At 73.3% G+C, this 15,955-nt stretch carries 15 protein-coding genes; 13 read left to right on the top strand and 2 right to left on the bottom strand.

Annotation, left to right across the window (positions count from 1 at the left end; all coding sequences use genetic code 11):
- The first annotated feature begins 1 nt into the window (after position 1).
- Genes thrS through G5V58_RS12895 form a run of 5 tightly spaced genes read left to right on the top strand, consistent with a single transcriptional unit; the run spans position 2 to position 6,011 of the window.
- Positions 2–1,990 (top strand): threonine--tRNA ligase, encoded by a 1,989-nt coding sequence (gene thrS, locus G5V58_RS12915; protein ID WP_165233251.1) that lies wholly within the window; start codon positions 2–4, stop codon positions 1,988–1,990.
- A 12-nt stretch (positions 1,991–2,002) separates the two neighbouring features.
- On the top strand, positions 2,003–2,755 hold the full coding sequence (locus G5V58_RS12910; protein WP_165233249.1) for a class I SAM-dependent methyltransferase: 753 nt from the start codon (positions 2,003–2,005) through the stop codon (positions 2,753–2,755).
- Positions 2,752–3,684: a glycoside hydrolase family 25 domain-containing protein gene (locus G5V58_RS12905; RefSeq protein WP_165233246.1), complete on the top strand. Its 933-nt coding sequence runs from the start codon at positions 2,752–2,754 to the stop codon at positions 3,682–3,684. The genes G5V58_RS12910 and G5V58_RS12905 overlap by 4 nt, the downstream gene beginning before the upstream one ends.
- A 55-nt stretch (positions 3,685–3,739) precedes the next feature.
- Entirely contained in the window at positions 3,740–4,708 is a 969-nt protein-coding gene (locus G5V58_RS12900; RefSeq protein ID WP_165233243.1) for an AurF N-oxygenase family protein, read from the top strand.
- Between the two features lie 13 nt (positions 4,709–4,721).
- Complete coding sequence (locus G5V58_RS12895; protein ID WP_165233240.1) at positions 4,722–6,011, top strand: FAD-dependent oxidoreductase; 1,290 nt, start codon at positions 4,722–4,724, stop codon at positions 6,009–6,011.
- Here the strand turns inward: G5V58_RS12895 and G5V58_RS12890 are convergent.
- Positions 5,962–8,784, bottom strand: coding sequence for a DUF7948 domain-containing protein (locus G5V58_RS12890; protein WP_165233238.1), 2,823 nt, complete (start codon positions 8,782–8,784; stop codon positions 5,962–5,964). The two genes, G5V58_RS12895 and G5V58_RS12890, sit on opposite strands and share 50 nt — an antisense overlap.
- 250 nt (positions 8,785–9,034) lie before the next feature.
- On the opposite strand from G5V58_RS12890, the gene G5V58_RS12885 reads away from it, so the two are divergent.
- Positions 9,035–9,742, top strand: a complete 708-nt coding sequence (locus G5V58_RS12885) for a TetR/AcrR family transcriptional regulator (RefSeq protein ID WP_165233234.1) — start codon at positions 9,035–9,037, stop codon at positions 9,740–9,742.
- Positions 9,739–10,305: an HIT family protein gene (locus G5V58_RS12880; protein WP_230487316.1), complete on the top strand. Its 567-nt coding sequence runs from the start codon at positions 9,739–9,741 to the stop codon at positions 10,303–10,305. Before G5V58_RS12885 ends, G5V58_RS12880 begins: the two co-directional genes overlap by 4 nt.
- On the opposite strand, the gene G5V58_RS12875 is transcribed toward G5V58_RS12880, so the two are convergent.
- A complete protein-coding gene (locus G5V58_RS12875; protein WP_165233231.1) occupies positions 10,302–10,442 on the bottom strand; it encodes a hypothetical protein in 141 nt (46 codons plus the stop codon). The genes G5V58_RS12880 and G5V58_RS12875 overlap by 4 nt on opposite strands.
- A gap of 98 nt (positions 10,443–10,540) precedes the next feature.
- Between G5V58_RS12875 and pgsA the strand changes: the two genes are divergently transcribed.
- The 6 genes from pgsA (at position 10,541) to pdxT (ending at position 15,943) form a co-directional block, all read left to right on the top strand.
- Positions 10,541–11,155, top strand: coding sequence for a phosphatidylinositol phosphate synthase (pgsA, locus tag G5V58_RS12870; RefSeq protein WP_165233228.1), 615 nt, complete (start codon positions 10,541–10,543; stop codon positions 11,153–11,155).
- A complete protein-coding gene (pdxS, locus tag G5V58_RS12865; protein ID WP_165233225.1) occupies positions 11,152–12,045 on the top strand; it encodes a pyridoxal 5'-phosphate synthase lyase subunit PdxS in 894 nt (297 codons plus the stop codon). The genes pgsA and pdxS overlap by 4 nt, the downstream gene beginning before the upstream one ends.
- A 138-nt stretch (positions 12,046–12,183) precedes the next feature.
- Entirely contained in the window at positions 12,184–12,849 is a 666-nt protein-coding gene (locus G5V58_RS12860; protein ID WP_165233223.1) for a hypothetical protein, read from the top strand.
- Positions 12,850–12,851: 2 nt separating this feature from the next.
- The gene (locus G5V58_RS12855) at positions 12,852–14,195 is read left to right on the top strand and encodes a hypothetical protein (RefSeq protein ID WP_165233220.1); all 1,344 of its coding nucleotides are present in this window, start codon (positions 12,852–12,854) and stop codon (positions 14,193–14,195) included.
- Entirely contained in the window at positions 14,192–15,118 is a 927-nt protein-coding gene (locus tag G5V58_RS12850; protein ID WP_165233217.1) for a S24/S26 family peptidase, read from the top strand. The genes G5V58_RS12855 and G5V58_RS12850 overlap by 4 nt, the downstream gene beginning before the upstream one ends.
- Before the next feature lie 189 nt (positions 15,119–15,307).
- Positions 15,308–15,943, top strand: a complete 636-nt coding sequence (pdxT, locus tag G5V58_RS12845) for a pyridoxal 5'-phosphate synthase glutaminase subunit PdxT (protein WP_230487315.1) — start codon at positions 15,308–15,310, stop codon at positions 15,941–15,943.
- Positions 15,944–15,955: the final 12 nt, after the last annotated feature.

Raw genomic sequence — 15,955 nt, 5'->3', positions numbered from 1 at the left:
CATGTCCGAGCTGAAGATCGCCCTCGTCCACGCAGGTCAGCGTGAGGAGCGGCAGGTCACGACGGGCACCAAGGCCTGGGAGCCGTTCCAGGACCAGCCGGACGTCATCGCCGCCCGCGTCAACGGCGCGCTCAAGGACCTCGCCTACGAGCTCCAGGACGGCGACGAGGTCGAGGGCGTGGCGATCGACAGCGCCGACGGCCACGACATCCTGCGCCACTCGGCCGCCCACGTGATGGCCCAGGCGGTCCAGGACCTCTTCCCGGAGGCCAAGCTCGGCATCGGCCCGCCGGTGCGCGACGGCTTCTACTACGACTTCGACGTGCCGACCCCGTTCGTGCCCGAGGACCTCGAGAAGATCGAGACCCGGATGCGCAAGATCATCAAGGAGGGCCAGCGGTTCTCCCGGCGCGTCACCACCGACGCCGACGCGCTGGACGAGCTGAAGGACGAGCCCTACAAGATCGAGCTCATCGGCCTCAAGGGCTCGGGCAAGAGCGACGACGCGGCCGAGGGCGCGAGCGTCGAGGTCGGCGCCGGCGAGCTCACCATCTACGACAACGTCCGTCGCGACGGCGAGGTCGCGTGGAGCGACCTGTGCCGCGGCCCGCACCTGCCGACCACCAAGCGGATCCCCGCGTTCAGGCTGATGCGCACCGCGGCGGCGTACTGGCGCGGCGACGAGAAGAACAAGCAGCTGCAGCGCATCTACGGCACCGCGTGGGAGTCCAAGGAGGCGCTGGAGGAGCACCTGCACCGGCTCGAGGAGGCCGAGAAGCGCGACCACCGCAAGCTCGGCCGCGACCTCGACCTCTACTCCTTCCCCGACGAGCTCGGCTCCGGCCTCGCGGTCTTCCACCCCAAGGGCGGGGTCATCAAGCGGGAGATGGAGGACTACGTCCGCCGCCGGCACATCGAGGAGGGGTTCCAGTACGTCGGGACCCCGCACATCAGCAAGGAGGGGACCTTCCACCTCTCCGGGCACCTGCCGTACTACGCCGACGGGATGTTCCCGCCCATGGAGCTCGAGGGCGCGAACTACTACCTCAAGGCCATGAACTGCCCCATGCACAACCTGATCTTCCGCTCGCGCGGACGGTCCTACCGCGAGCTGCCGCTGCGGCTGTTCGAGTTCGGCGGCGTCTACCGCTACGAGAAGTCCGGCGTGGTCCACGGCCTGACCCGGGTGCGCGGCATGACCCAGGACGACTCGCACTCCTACATCACCCCGGAGCAGGCCGACGCCGAGATCAAGCACCTGCTGGACTTCTGCCTCAGCCTGCTGCGCGACTTCGGGATCGACGACTTCTACCTCGAGCTCTCCACCCGCGACGACTCCAAGCCGGACAAGTTCGTCGGCACCGACGAGGACTGGGCCACCGCCACCGCGGTGCTCCAGCAGGCGGCCGAGGAGTCCGGGCTCGAGCTGGTCGCCGACCCCGGTGGGGCGGCGTTCTACGGCCCCAAGATCTCGGTGCAGGCGCGCGACGCGATCGGCCGGACCTGGCAGCTCTCGACCATCCAGTACGACTTCAACCAGCCCAAGGGCTTCGACCTGGAGTACCAGGCCGCCGACGGCACCCGCCAGCAGCCGGTGATGATCCACTCCGCGAAGTTCGGCTCCATCGAGCGGTTCCTGGGTGTCCTGGTCGAGCACTACGCCGGAGCGTTCCCGCCCTGGCTGGCGCCGGTGCAGGTCCAGGGCATCCCGATCGCCGAGCGGCACGTTGACTACCTGTACGACGTCGCGCGGCAACTGCAGAAGGCCGGGATCCGCGTCGAGGTCGACGAGTCCGACGACCGGATGCAGAAGAAGATCCGCAACGCCCAGCTCCAGAAGGTGCCGTTCATGATGATCGCGGGAGACGACGACGTGGCCGCCGGTGCGGTCTCGTTCCGCTACCGCGACGGCCACCAGGACAACGGCGTGTCGGTGGAGGACGCGATCGCGCGCGTCGTCGCCGCGGTGGAGTCGCGCGAGCAGGTGTGAGCTGAGCGAGCGTTGAGCGACCTGGCCAACCACTTCGGGGAGCGCGTCGCCGCGTCGTACGACGACGAGGCGGACGTGCGGTTCTCCGCGGCGCACCTGGAGGAGGAGTCGGGCTTCCTGGCCGACCTGGCCGGGGACGGCGGTCGTGCGCTGGAGCTGGCCATCGGCACCGGTCGGGTCGCGCTGCCGCTGGCCGCGCGCGGGGTCGAGGTGCACGGCATCGACCTGTCCGAGGCCATGGTCGCCCGCCTGCGGGCCAAGCCCCGCGGCGCAGAGATCCCGGTCGAGCTCGGCGACTTCAGCACCACCCAGGCCGGCGTGGGGCTGGTGGGGGAGTTCGACCTGGTCTACCTGGTCTTCAACACCATCGGGAACGTCGCCTCGCAGGAGGCCCAGGTCGCGACGTTCGCCAACGCCGCCCGGCACCTGCGCCCCGGCGGCTGCTTCGTGGTGGAGACGAGCGTGCCGGGGGTGCTCGGCGCCCAGGACGGCCGGCAGTTCCGGGTCTTCGACCACAGCGAGGAGCACGTCGGCGTCGACGAGTACGACCCCGTCACCCAGCTGATGTGGTCGCACCACTACACGCTGACCGAGGACGGGACCTACCGCCGCGCGTCGGTGCCGTTCCGCTACGCCTGGCCCGCCGAGCTGGACCTGATGGCCCGGCTGGCCGGGATGGAGCTGCGCGAGCGCTACGAGTGGTGGGACCGCACGCCGTTCACCGCCGAGAGCGAGTCGCACGTCTCGGTCTGGGAGAAGGGGTGAGGCTGCTGCCGCTCGCGGCGGCGGCCGTGCTGCTGGCCGGCTGCGGCAGCGCCTCCTCGGACGACGGCACCGCCGCACCGGAGCCCGCGTCCCCGAGCGCGTCGTCGGCCGCGCCGCCCACCGCACCGCCGGTGGACCCGCAGGTGCTCGAGCGGCACGAGTCCCTGGTCAAGCTGGCCGCCGCTGCCCAGGAGCAGGCGGCGCAGCTGAACGCCGAGGGCGCGTCGATCCCGCCGCGCGACGGCCCGGTGCTCGGCGCCGACATCAGCTGGCCGCAGTGCCCGCCCGGGATGGGCATCCCCTACAAGGAGACCTCGGGTCAGCCGATGCCCACCGCCCAGGCGGAGTACGTCGTCATCGGACTCACCAACGGCCCCGGCTTCCACGCCAACCCCTGCCTGGCCGACCAGGTGGCCTGGGCCGAGGGGCGGGGGCTGCTCGTCTCGGCGTACTCCGTGATCAGCTGGCCCGACGACGCCGCCCAGCAGCAGTACGGCGGGCTCCAGGAGGCCGGTCACGCCCAAGCGGAGTTCAACATCGCGTCGATGGAGGCGGCCGGCCTCGACTCGCCGGTGGTCTGGCTCGACGTCGAGCAGGTGCCGCACTACGAGTGGTCGACCAGCACGGCGGCCAACGCCGAGGTGGTGCTCGGCGCCGCGCAGGGCTACCTCGACGCGGGCTACCGGGTCGGGGTCTACTCCACGCCGGCCATCTGGTCCGGGCTGGTCGGCGACCTGAGCCTCGGCGTGCCCGAGTGGCGCGCCGCCGGCCAGACCTCGCGGTCCGAGGCCGAGAGCCGGTGCGGCGAGGACTGGTCGATCCAGGGCGGCGAGGCGGTGCTGGCCCAGTGGGTCGAGGACGCCCGCGACGTCAACGTCACCTGCCCGGGCGGGGAGCAGCGGCTGGGGGAGTTCTTCCGGAAAGTGTGACGCGGTGTCGCGCGTACCCCTTGACATCGCGACACCGTGTCGCAGTAATAGAGGCATGGCCTCCTCTCGACCCTCGGTGAGCTACCACGACACCCTGCGCACGCTGAGCGAGGCGTCGGTGCACCAGCACTTCGACGCCTTCGCCGACATCGCCTGGGACGACCCGGCGTACGCCGTGGACCCGCACGACCCGCGCTGGGTGCTGCCGGAGGCCGACGTCCTGGGCCGGACCGCGTGGTACCGCGGCCTGCCGCTCGAGGAGCAGGTCCGGGTCGGGCTCTACCGGCAGGCCAACGTGACCAAGGTCGGGCTGCAGTTCGAGCAGGTGCTCATCGCCGGGCTGATGAACTTCGCCTTCACCCTGCCCGAGGGCACGCCCGAGTTCCGCTACGCCACCCACGAGGCGACCGAGGAGTGCCACCACACGCAGATGTTCCAGGAGTTCGTGAACCGCTCGGGCCAGCGGGTGGCCGGCGCCCCACGGCTGTTCACGACCCTGGCGCCGCTGCTGCCGCTGTTCGCGAACCGGGTGCCGGTCGGCTTCTTCGTCGGCGTGCTGGCCGGCGAGGAGCCCATCGACCACGTCCAGAAGTCGATCCTGCGCAGCGGCGGGCCGCTGCACCCGCTGCTGGAGCGGATCATGCAGATCCACGTGGCCGAGGAGGCGCGGCACATCGGCTTCGCGCACACCTACGTCGAGCACCGCGCGGCCCGGCTCGGCCGGGGCCAGCGGTTCCTGCTGTCGCTGCTCGTCCCGGTGCTGATGCGCTGGCTGGCCGACGTGATCCTGGTCCCGAGCCGGCAGGCGCGGCGCGACATGGGCATCCCCGACGCGGTGCTGCGCGAGGTCTACTGGGACGCGCCGCAGTCGCGGTGGGTGCTGCGCGACATGTTCGGCGACGTGCGCATGCTGGCCGAGAACGCCGGCCTGGTGAACCCGGTCTCCCGCCGGCTGTGGAGGCGACTCGGCATCGACGGCCGGCCCTCGCGCTACCGCAGCCAGCCGGCGTCGGCGGCCGCCTGACCAGGGCCTCGCCGTGCCGTACGTCGTCACCCAGCCCTGCTGCGCCGACGCCTCGTGCGTGACGGCCTGCCCCGTCAACTGCATCCACCCGGCGCCGGGCGAGCCGGGGTTCGCGACGACCGAGATGGTCTTCATCGACGCGGCCACCTGCGTGGGCTGCGGCGCCTGCGTCACCGCCTGCCCGGTGGGTGCGATCGTCCCCGACCACGCGCTCCGGCCCGACCAGCGGCCCTTCGTCGAGCTGGCCGCGGAGTACTACGACGTCTTCCCGCACGCCGACCGCACCCCGGTCGCGCTGGTGCCGCCCCCGCGGCGCCCGGTCGCACGAGACCTGCGGGTCGCCGTCGTGGGCGCCGGCCCGGCCGGCCTCCACACCGCCGACGAGCTGCTGCGCCACCCCGGGGTGGGCGTCGACGTCTACGACCGGCGCCGCGAGCCGCACGGGCTCGCGCGGTACGGCGTCGCGCCCGACCACGTCGACACCCGCGGCATCGCCCGGCTCTTCGAGGTGATCGCGGCCCAGCCCGGCTTCCGCTACCGCCTCGGCGTCGAGGTCCGCTCGCGCGCCGACCTGCCGGAGGCCTACGACGCGGTGGTGTGGGCCACCGGCGCGAGCGCGGACCGTGCGCTCGGCGTACCGGGGGACGAGGGGGTGCTCGGCGCCACCACCCTCGCGCGCTGGGCCAACGGTGACCCGGAGGTCGCGCTCGCCCTGCCGGCCGTCGAGCGGGCCGTGGTCGTCGGTGCCGGCAACGTCGCCCTCGACACCGCGCGGCTCCTGGTCGGGCCGCGCGTCGGCGCCACCGAGGTGAGCGTGCTCGGGCGCCGCGGTGTCGAGCACGCGGCCCTCACCACCCCCGAGCTGGTGGGCCTGGCCGGGCTCGAGGGCGTCGACGTGCTGCTGCGCTCCGCCCCGCCCGAGGGCCGGGGTGTGCGGGAGCGGCTGCTGACGGACCTCGCCGCGCGGCGCCCCACGGGTCGGCCGCGGATCGTGCTGCGCTTCGACGCTCCGGTCACCGCGGTGCTGCCGTCCGGCGTACGGCTGGCCGACGGCGAGGAGCTCGCCGCCGACCTCGTCGTCGGCGCCGTCGGGCACGAGCACCAGCCGGTCGCGCACGAGCGCGGGCGCCTGCGCCCGGGGGAGTACGTCGCCGGCTGGGCCAAGCGCGGCCCGCGCGGATTCCTGGGCACGACCCGGGCCGACGCCCAGGAGAGCGTGGCCACCCTGCTCGACGACGTCGAAGCCGGCCGGCTCAGCCCCTCCCGCCCCCACCGGCCCCGGGCCTCGGCCTCTTCTTCTTGACCGTCACCCGGACCGACGCCGGCGCCGGGTCCGCGTTGCCCGCGGCGTCGACGGCGGTGACGGTGATCGTGTGCTGGCCCCGGCCGAGGCGGAAGGCCGCGCCGGACACGCACGGCTGAGCCGGCCCGCCGTCGACCCGGCAGGTGAACCGCGAGCCGGGCTCGGTCGAGGTGAAGCCCACGCTCACCGTGGCCTTGCGCTTCACCCTCACCCGCGCCGGCGGCGCCTGGGTGATGACCGTGTCGGGCGGGGTGGTGTCCGCCGGCGGGGCCGGCGGCGGCGGCACGGCGACGGCCACGGTGAAGGTGCGCGTGGCCGGGGTGGGGTCGGCGTTCGCGGCGGCGTCGCGGGCCCGGACCGCGAAGGTGTGAGACCCGTTCGCCAGGGTGCGCGTGTCCGAGCCGGACAGCCCCGGACTGGGCGTGCCGCACGCCGCGAAGCCGCCACCGTCGTAGGCGCACTCGAACGTCGAGCTCTCGGTGGCCGAGAAGCCGAACGACACCGAGGCGCCGGTGAGCGTCGAGCCCGCGGCCGGCCCGCTGGTGATCGTGGTGTCGGGCGCGGTGGTGTCGGGCGGGGTCGTCCCCACGGTGACGGTGGCCGCGAAGCCGTCCCGGTCACCGGCCCCCGCGGTCTGGAACGCGCCCGGAGTCGTGAGGAGGGAGCCGCTGCGGCTGGTGCCGCCGACGTGCACCGCCCCCGCGGTCTCGTCGTAGACCAGGCCGCCGAGCCCGTCGAGGTAGCTGGTGCCCTGGAGGGTCGTCGAGAAGCCCAGGCCGGCGTTCCCGCTGCCGCTCTGCACGACCTTGGTCACGAACGCCCGACCGCGGCCGGCGCCGCCGCCGAGCTCGTCCGGGGTGGTGTCGTACGGGTCGCCGGGCTGGCTCTCGCTGGCGACGACACCCCCGACGTAGGCCGCCCCGGTCGAGTCCACGTCGATCGCGGTCCCGCCCTCCGCGCCGCCGCCGCCGATGAGGGTGGAGTAGACGAGCGAGGCGTCGCCGCTCCGGGTGGTGTCGAACTCCGCGACGAAGAGGTCCTGCCCGTAGCAGCAGCTGCCGTTGCGTCCCTCGTACGGGTGCTTGAGCGGGAAGTCGCCGTTCGGTCCGCTGCCGGTGAGGCTCGTGCCCGTGATGTAGGCGGTCCCCTCGCTCGGGCCGACCGCGACGGCGTACCCGAAGTCGGACCCGTTGTTGGCGCTGCCGTTGCCGTCGGTGCCGATGCCGGTGGAGTACTCGAGGGTCGAGCCGTCGGCGGACAGCCGGCTCAGGTAGGCGTCGACGCCGTTGTCCTCGACGGGAGCGAAGCGCGTGGCGCTCGTCGTCGGGAAGGTGTCGGAGGTGCTGCCGTAGGCGAAGCCGGTGACGTAGGCGTGGCCCTGCGGGTCCACGTCGATGCCGTTCACCTCGTCCTGGCTCTGCCCGCCCAGGTAGGTCGCGTAGGCCCGCGCGCCCGAGGCGTCCAGCTTGACCACGAAGCCGTCGCGGCTCGTCCCTCTGGGGGTGAGCTGGTACGCGCCGGGCGAGGAGGGGAACGTCGTCGAGGCGTTGCCGGTCGACGCGGTGTAGCCGCCGGCGTAGGCGGCCCCGCTCGGGTCGAGTGCGATCGCCCGGACCTCCTCCTGGTCGCTGCCCCCGAAGACCGCGGAGTAGGTGAGGCCGTTGCCGGCGGGGTTGAGCCTGGTCACGAAGGCGTCGCCGAAGCCGGCGTCGCCGCTGGCGGTCGTGTAGGCGCCGGCCGTCGTCGGGAACCGCGACGGCGCCGAGCCGATCGACTGCGTCTGCCCGGCCACGTAGGCGCTCCCGGAGGAGTCGACCGCGACGGTGTCGGCGAAGTCCGTTCCGGAGCCGCCCAGCAGGGTCGAGTAGACGAGCGCCGTGCCCGCGGGGTTGAGCTTGGTGACGATCGCGTCGAGCCCGGACCGGCTCGTGTCGTAGGCCCCACCCGTCGTGGGGAAGGCGTCGGAGTCGGTCCAGCCCGACAGGTAGGCCGCGCCGGTGGCGTCGACCGCGATGTCGGCGACCCGGTCGTCGCCGGCGCCGCCCAGCAGCGTGGCGTAGCTCAGCACCAGCGGGTCGATGACCAGCGCCCGGGAGGGGTCGTGTGCGCCGAGGGAGAAACCCACCCGGTCGCCGTCCAGGGTGAACCGCGCCGGAACGGCGTCCCGGCCGTCCGGCGAGGGCTGGAAGGCGACGGGGGCGGCCTGCCGGATCCGGTCGGCCCCGGTGCCCACGACCAGCGCGCCGGTCCGGGTCAGCCGCAGCGCAGCGCCGTGGAAGTCGACGGCGATGCGATCGGGGTCGGCGCCGGGCGCGAGACGGAAGTCGTACTCGAGGGTTCCGGTCGTGCCGTGGTAGTCCAGGTCGACACCGGGGTAGACCTCGGCGTAGCGGACCCGGCCGAAGGTCGGCACGTCGGTGCGCCAGGCGCTCGGGTCGTCACCGCGCAGGTCGTTGAGCACGCCGGGCAGGCGCTGCTGGACCTGCGGCGCGACCTGCGCGGCGCCGGCCAGACCCATGACGACCGGCGTCCCGGTGCGCTCGCCGTGCTGGGGCACCACCACCGCCTCGCCGTGGCGCAGGGTGACCGTGCCGGCCGCCGTCCGAGCCGTGAAGGTGCCGCCGTCGCGCACGAAGGACAGCGGCAGCCGGGCGTAGGACTGCTCCGGTCCCGCCGAGGCGGTCGGCGGGTCGTCGTGGGGGAGCACCTGGGCCAGGGCGCCCTGGGCGCCGGGCCCCGCGGTGGCCGCGAGGGCCGGGGCGAGGAGCGCCACGGCGGCCGCGGCCAGGACCGCCCGCCAGGGGACGGTTCCTGCGAGACCTTCGGCGACAGCGACCACTGGACGACCTCCACTCGCGAACGGGCACACGACGCGCCCGTCCGCGGAGCATCGACGTGGCGAGCCCCGCGGCGCACCAGGGATAGCCCTGGACCTGCGCATCGGCCTCCAGGAGCCGCGGGGGTGCCGCCAGATACGTGCGCTCGCCACGAGACCGCGCGGCGCGGGCACCTATCCTCGTCCCATGGCAGCCAAGCGCGACGGCAGACAGCTGCGCTGGGACAGCCACAACGCCGCGCGACGCCAGCACATCCTGGACGCGGCGATCGCGGTCCTGGCCGAGTCCGCGCCGGGGGTGGAGGTCCACGTCCAGCAGATCGCCGAGCGGGCGGGGCTGAGCCGGACGGTCGTCTACCGGCACTTCGCCGACCGCGCCGACCTGGACCAGGCGGTGCAGGGGCGGGCGCTGGAGCTGCTGCGGGCCGAGCTGGTGCCGGCGCTGTCCTTCGAGGGCACCCCGGTCGACATCATCCGGCGCGTCGTGGCGGCGTACGTCGGGTGGGCGGCCGAGCACCCGGGCGTGCACGCCTTCGCACAGCAGGACCCGCCGGGCGGCGCGGGACAGATGGAGCAGGCGATCCAGCAGATCGCCGGGCAGATCGAGGACCTCATCAACGTCGGGGTCGAGGTGCTGCACGTCGAGCTCGACGCCGACGAGGTGGCGGCGCTGGACCCGCTGGTCTTCGGGCTGGTGGGGGCGGTGTTCACCTCGACCCGGCGGTGGCTCGCGCGGCCCGAGCTGCGTCCCGACCGCGAGCGGTTCGTGGAGCTGTTGACCGAGTCGGTCTGGGAGCAGATCGCGGGGCTGGCGCGGGCGCGCGGCGTGGACCTGGCGCCCGACGTACCCGTCGAGGCGCTGCTGGAGACCGCCCTGGACGGAGCGGCGGGGTGAGCGAGGAGCCGACCGAGGAGAGCGTCGTGCAGGACGGCGTGGGCGAGGCCGACGGCCTGGACCGGTTGTGGACGCCGCACCGGATGGCCTACATCCGCGGCGAGAACAAGCCCGCGGACGCCACCTCGGGGGAGTGCCCCTTCTGCCGGATCCCGTCCCTGCCCGACGAGGAGGGCCTGGTCGTGCACCGGGGCCGGACGGCCTACGCGGTCCTCAACCTCTACCCCTACTCGCCCGGCCACCTCATGGTCTGCCCCTACCGGCACATCGCGGACTACACCGAGACGACCGCCGAGGAGATGGTGGAGATCGGCGAGCTGACCAAGCGCGCGATGAGCGTCGTCCGCGCGGTGAGCGGCGCGGGCGGCTTCAACATCGGCATGAACCAGGGCCACGTCGCCGGCGCCGGGATCGCCGCCCACCTGCACCAGCACGTGGTCCCACGCTGGCCCGGCGACCAGAACTTCATGCCCATCATCGGCCGCACCAAGACCCTGCCCGAGCTGCTCTCGGACACCCGCGGGCTGCTGGCCCGGGCCTGGGCCGGCGAAGCGCCGTCCTAGCGCTTCTTCTTCGCGGTCAGCTCCTCCATCGAGCTGGTGGCCGCGCCGGCGGCCTTGTCCCGCTTGTCGGCGCGCTTCTCCTTGATCGACTTCGACGACTTGGCGGACTTGCTCTGGCGGGGTGACTTGTCGCTCATGGCGGTCCCAGCTTCGCGTCGCCCTGAGTGGCGCCGATGTCTCGACACTACGCCCGGCTGTCCAGCTCGGTCGGCGGTGCCGCTAGCGTCTAGCCACCATGCTCGACCGCTTCAAGGCCTTCTGGCAGGGCAAAGCCCTCGCCCCCTTCATCGACCTGTTCATCAGGCTGGGCATCAGCCCCGACGCCATCACGGTGATCGGCACGCTGGGCGTCTCGGCCGCTGCGCTGGTCTGCTTCCCGCAGGGCTGGCTGTGGCAGGGCGTGGTCGCGGTGACGGTGTTCGTCTTCAGCGACCTCGTGGACGGGGCGATGGCCCGCAAGGTCGGGCGCACCGACCTGTTCGGCGCGTTCCTCGACTCCACCCTCGACCGGATCGCCGACGCGGCGCTGTTCGGCGGCATGGCGCTGTTCTTCGCCTGGCAGGCCGAGGACCGGCTCTACCTCGTGCTGTCGCTGGTGTGCCTGGCCATGGGCTCGGTGACGTCGTACGCACGGAGCAAGGGCGAGCAGCTCGGCTTCAACGCCAAGACCGGGCTGGCGGAGCGGCCGGACCGGCTGGTGGGGCTGCTGGTGCCGACGTTCTTCGGCGACGTGCTCGGGATCCCGTGGCTCTACGAGATCGCGCTGTGGGTGATCGCCGCGCTCAGCACCATCACCGTGCTGCAGCGGATCCTGCTGGTGCGGCGCCAGGCGCTAGCGTCTGCTCCATGAGCGAGACACCGGAGACCGGCACCACCCGCGTGAAGCGCGGGATGGCCGAGATGCTCAAGGGCGGCGTGATCATGGACGTGGTCACCGCCGAGCAGGCGAAGATCGCCGAGGACGCCGGCGCCGTCGCGGTGATGGCGCTCGAGCGGGTCCCCGCCGACATCCGGGCCCAGGGCGGCGTGAGCCGGATGAGCGACCCGGACATGATCGACTCGATCATCGAGGCCGTCTCGATCCCGGTGATGGCCAAGGCGCGCATCGGCCACTTCACCGAGGCGCAGGTGCTGCAGTCGCTGGGCGTGGACTACGTCGACGAGTCCGAGGTGCTCACCCCGGCCGACTACGAGAACCACATCGACAAGTGGGCGTTCACGGTGCCGTTCGTGTGCGGTGCGACCAACCTGGGCGAGGCGCTGCGCCGCATCACCGAGGGCGCGGCCATGATCCGCTCCAAGGGCGAGGCCGGCACCGGCGACGTCTCCAACGCCGTCACCCACATGCGCACCATCCGCAAGCAGATCCGCCGGCTCACCGCGCTCGAGCCCGACGAGCTGTACGTCGCGGCGAAGGAGCTCCAGGCGCCCTACGACCTGGTCCGCGAGGTCGCCGCCAACGGCAAGCTGCCCGTCGTGCTGTTCACCGCCGGTGGCATCGCCACCCCGGCCGACGCCGCGATGATGATGCAGCTCGGCGCCGAGGGCGTCTTCGTCGGCTCGGGCATCTTCAAGGCCGGCAACCCGGCCCAGCGGGCCGAGGCCATCGTGCAGGCCACCACGTTCCACGACGACCCCGACGTGGTGGCCAAGGTCAGCCGCGGGCTGGGCGAGGCGATGGTCGGCATCAACGTCGAGGAGATCCCGCAGCCGCACCGCCTGGCCGAGCGCGGCTGGTAGCAGGGTCGGTCGACAGAGCCAGCCCGTCGGGCTGGTCCGACCGGGTGGTTGTCGTGCGGAGGCCGTGTCAGGCCCCCGGCGCACCGGGTAGTCATGCCGTGGGGGGTATGTCGTCCACAGACCCGGTTGGAGTCCCTCATGTCCCCTGCCCCGAAGCGTCGCCGCTTCATCCTCTTCGCCTGGGGCGCCAGCGCCCTGGCCGCTGTCGTGCTCGTGCTGGGCGTGAACGGCACCCTCTCGGCGTGGACCTCGGCGATCATCCAGAACACCAACAACACGGTCTCCACGGCCAACGCCGTCATCCTCAAGGAGACCGGCGGCGCCAACACCTGCTACAGCAACACCAACGCGAACAACACCTCGACCTGCGCGGCCATCAACAAGTACGGCGGCACGGCCACGCCCCTGACGCCCGGTGGCACGGCGACCACGGTCGACGTGACCTTCACCAACGTCGGCACCGGGGCAGCGTCGTCGTTCGTGCTCCAGCCCCAGAGCTGCTCGCAGACCCCGGCGACGTCGCCCGGTCCGCCGGCGATCAACAACCTGTGCACCAACGGTGACCTCACGGTCGCGGTCAGCTGCAAGGACGGCGCGACGTACGGCGCCGGCGCGGCCTGGACCGACCTCGTCTACGCCGCGGGCGCTCCCGGCGCCATGCCGGCCACGTTGACCCACACCGCCACTCTGGCGGTGAACGCGTCGTGGACCTGCCGGTTCACCCTGGCGCTCAGCTCGACCGCGAACCCGAGCAGCAGCGCCATCACGGTCAGCCAGGCGCTCTTCTGGGTCCTGAACGCCTGACGGTGAAGCGGCTCGTCGGGGTCGCCGTCGCGTCCCTGCTGCTGGTGGTCTGGGGGGCGACGGCGCCCACCCAGGGTGCGTGGAGCACCGCCCGCGTGGCCAACCAGCCCAACAGCAGCGCGACGGCGGCCCTGGCGGCCACGCACAGTGCCGGCACGTGCTCGGCCAGCCTCACCACGACCAGCACCGTCGCCTGCAGCGGCACGCCCGCGCCAGCAGGGGCGGCCACGGCGGGCGGCGTCACCGGCACCGACGCCCTGACCAACACCGGCACCGTGCCGGCGAGCCAGCTCACCCGGTCCGTCAGCGCGGCCTCCTGCGCCACGGTGAGGATGGACAACCGGGCCAGCGCCGGCAACGTGATGCTGCCGCGCTACGGCACCAGCTTCCGACAAGCCGACCCGTTCGGCACGACCAACGCCGTCGGGCTGGACGGGACGGGGTACGCCGCTGCGGTGAGCCAGCAGTCGCGCGCCGTCACCATCGGCGTGCGCTACGGCCTGGGCGTCTGGTTCCGCGCGTCCGCGGGGCAGTCCGGCCCCCTGCTCTCGCAGAGCGCCAACCCGGCCGGGGCCACGGGCACCGCCGACCGGACGCTCTACCTCAACGCCAACGGCACGGTCGGCTTCGCCTTCAACTCCCTCGGGACCGGTCGGGTCACGAGCGCTGCGTCGTACGCCAACGGCTCGTGGCACTTCGCCTACGCGACGATGACCGGGACCCTGCTCGGCCTGCTCGGCAACACGACCCTCTACGTCGACGGTGCGGCGGTCGACCAGAGCCTCGGTCTGATCCCGTACACCACGACCACCGGCTACTGGCGACTCGGCTCGGGTTCGACGGCGCTGACCGGCGGCAGCAACGCCACCTTCACCGGGTCGCTCAGCAACGCCGTGGTCTTCAACGACAACGCGCCGCAGTCGCAGACCGGCGCCGACCGCCTCTCCCAGGCGGCGTTCACCACCTGGGCCGGCACCGCCACCGACCACTGGCTGCTGGGCGACACCGGCACCACGACCTTCACCGGCGCGCAGCCGGTCATCGGCACCACCTCGCCGTGCACGATGCTCAACGTCGCCTGGACCTTCACCAGCCCGACCGCCACGGTCACGGGACCGGCCGCGCTGTCGGCCTTCGCCGACGGGACGGCCCGGACGGTGAGTGCCGCGCCCGGCCCGGGCGTCACGCAGGTCGGCTCGCTGACGATCACCCGCGGGTCGTCGTACAACGCCTACGTCTCGGGCCTGCGCCTCCACGTCCCCCTCACCGACACCCTGCGGGTCGGCACGACCAGCTGGGTGCTGACCTTCCAGTGGCAGTCCTCCGACGCGGTGGTGCTCGCGTGAGCGGCCGCCTGGTGGTCCGCGCGCTCGAGGTGGCGGTGCTGGCCGTGGTGCTCGCCGCCTTCGCCTACTGCGCGTGGTTCCGCTGGTCGGGCGGGCACTGGGAGCGGGTCGAGACGCCGTCCATGGGCACCACCGCTCCGGTGGGCACGCTGGTCTGGGTCCGGCCGGTCGACCCGGAAGCGCTGCGGTCCGGGCAGGTCGTCTCCTTCCGCCCGCCCGGTCGCCAGGACGTCTACACCCACCGCATCACCGCGGTGCACGCCGACGGCACGTTCTCCACCGCCGGGGACCTGAGCGGCCCGGACACGTGGACGATCCCGGCGGGCAACGTGATCGGGCGGGTGCAGTGGCTGTGGCCGGGGGCCGGGCGCGCCGTGGAGGCCGCGCCGATCCTCATCCTGGGCGGCGTGCTGACCTGGGGCGTCGCCCTGCTGTGGCGGCGCCAGACCGCCTCGGTCGTGCTGGTCGGCGCCGCGGCCACGCTCGCCGTCGCCGTCGTGGTCTTCCGACCGCTGACCGACGCCGAGCAGCTCGCGTTCGTGCAGGTGCCGGGCGGTGCCCGGGCGACGTACGTCGGGACCGGGCTGCTGCCCGTCCGCCTGGTCGCGCCGGGCGACGACTCGGTCGTGCTGCGCCCCGGGCAGGCCGGCTCGGTGGTGGCACGCCGGGCCGAGGACCGACGGCTCTCGGTGCGGCTCGAGCCGGACGTGCCGCGGTGGTTCTGGGTCGGCCTGGTCACCCTGTGCTTCCTGCCCGCGCTGGGGCGGACCGTCCTCGCGCTGCGCCGGCGACCCCAGGGTCCCCTGGCCCGGACGGACGGTGCGGTGACCGAGCGGCCAGACCCCGGCCGACGTTCGGTGGAACCGCCTCGCGTTCGCCGCACCCGCGGGCGGCGCGCGGTGTCTCATGGTCGCGTCGGGTGAGTCCGACGCAGACCACGGGGAGGTGGGCGGTGGACGGCTGGCTGGTGCCCGGAGCGCACCTCGAGCTCGCTCCGGTCTTCCTGCTCGTGGCGGTGGCCGCGGCCCTCGCCGTGCGGGCCGCCGTCGCGCGCCCGGAGCCCGACGAGCCCGGGTCCGACGACGAGGCCGCGCGCTCCTACGCTGGGCCGCGTGCCGCCCGTCCCGACCACCCCGACCGGCGGGGCGCTCCCCATCGGGGTGCTCGCCCTGCAGGGCGACGTCCGCGAGCACGTCGCGGCCCTGAGCTCGCTGGGTGTGGCTGCGCGCACCGTGCGCCGGGAGACCGAGCTGGCGAGCGTGGTCGGGCTGGTGCTGCCCGGCGGGGAGTCCACGACGATCGTCCGGCTGGCCCGGACCTTCGGGCTGCTCGAGCCGCTGCGCGCGCGGATCGCTGACGGGCTGCCGGTCCTCGGCACGTGCGCCGGGATGATCCTGCTGGCCGACCGGGTCCTGGACGGGGCGCCCGGCCAGGAGACCCTCGGCGGGCTCGACGTGACGGTGCGGCGCAACGCCTTCGGCCGCCAGGTCGACTCCTTCGAGGAGGACGTCGACGTCACCGGGCTCGACGCGCCGGTGCACGCCGTCTTCATCCGTGCGCCCTGGGTCGAGTCGACGGGTCCGGGGGTCGAGGTGCTCGCCACCGTCACGACGGGGCCGGCCGCGGGTAGGATCGTGATGGTCCGTCAGGGCCCGCTGATGGCGACGTCGTTCCACCCCGAAGTGGGTGGCGGCTCCGGGATCCACCGCATGTTCGTGGACCTGGTCGCCCAGCAGACGCAGTCGTAGGGAAGAGGTAGC

Source organism: Nocardioides anomalus (genome assembly GCF_011046535.1).
Lineage (GTDB): Bacteria > Actinomycetota > Actinomycetes > Propionibacteriales > Nocardioidaceae > Nocardioides > Nocardioides anomalus.
Note: the sequence above shows the minus strand (reverse complement) of the source record. Positions and strands in the feature narration are given on the sequence as shown.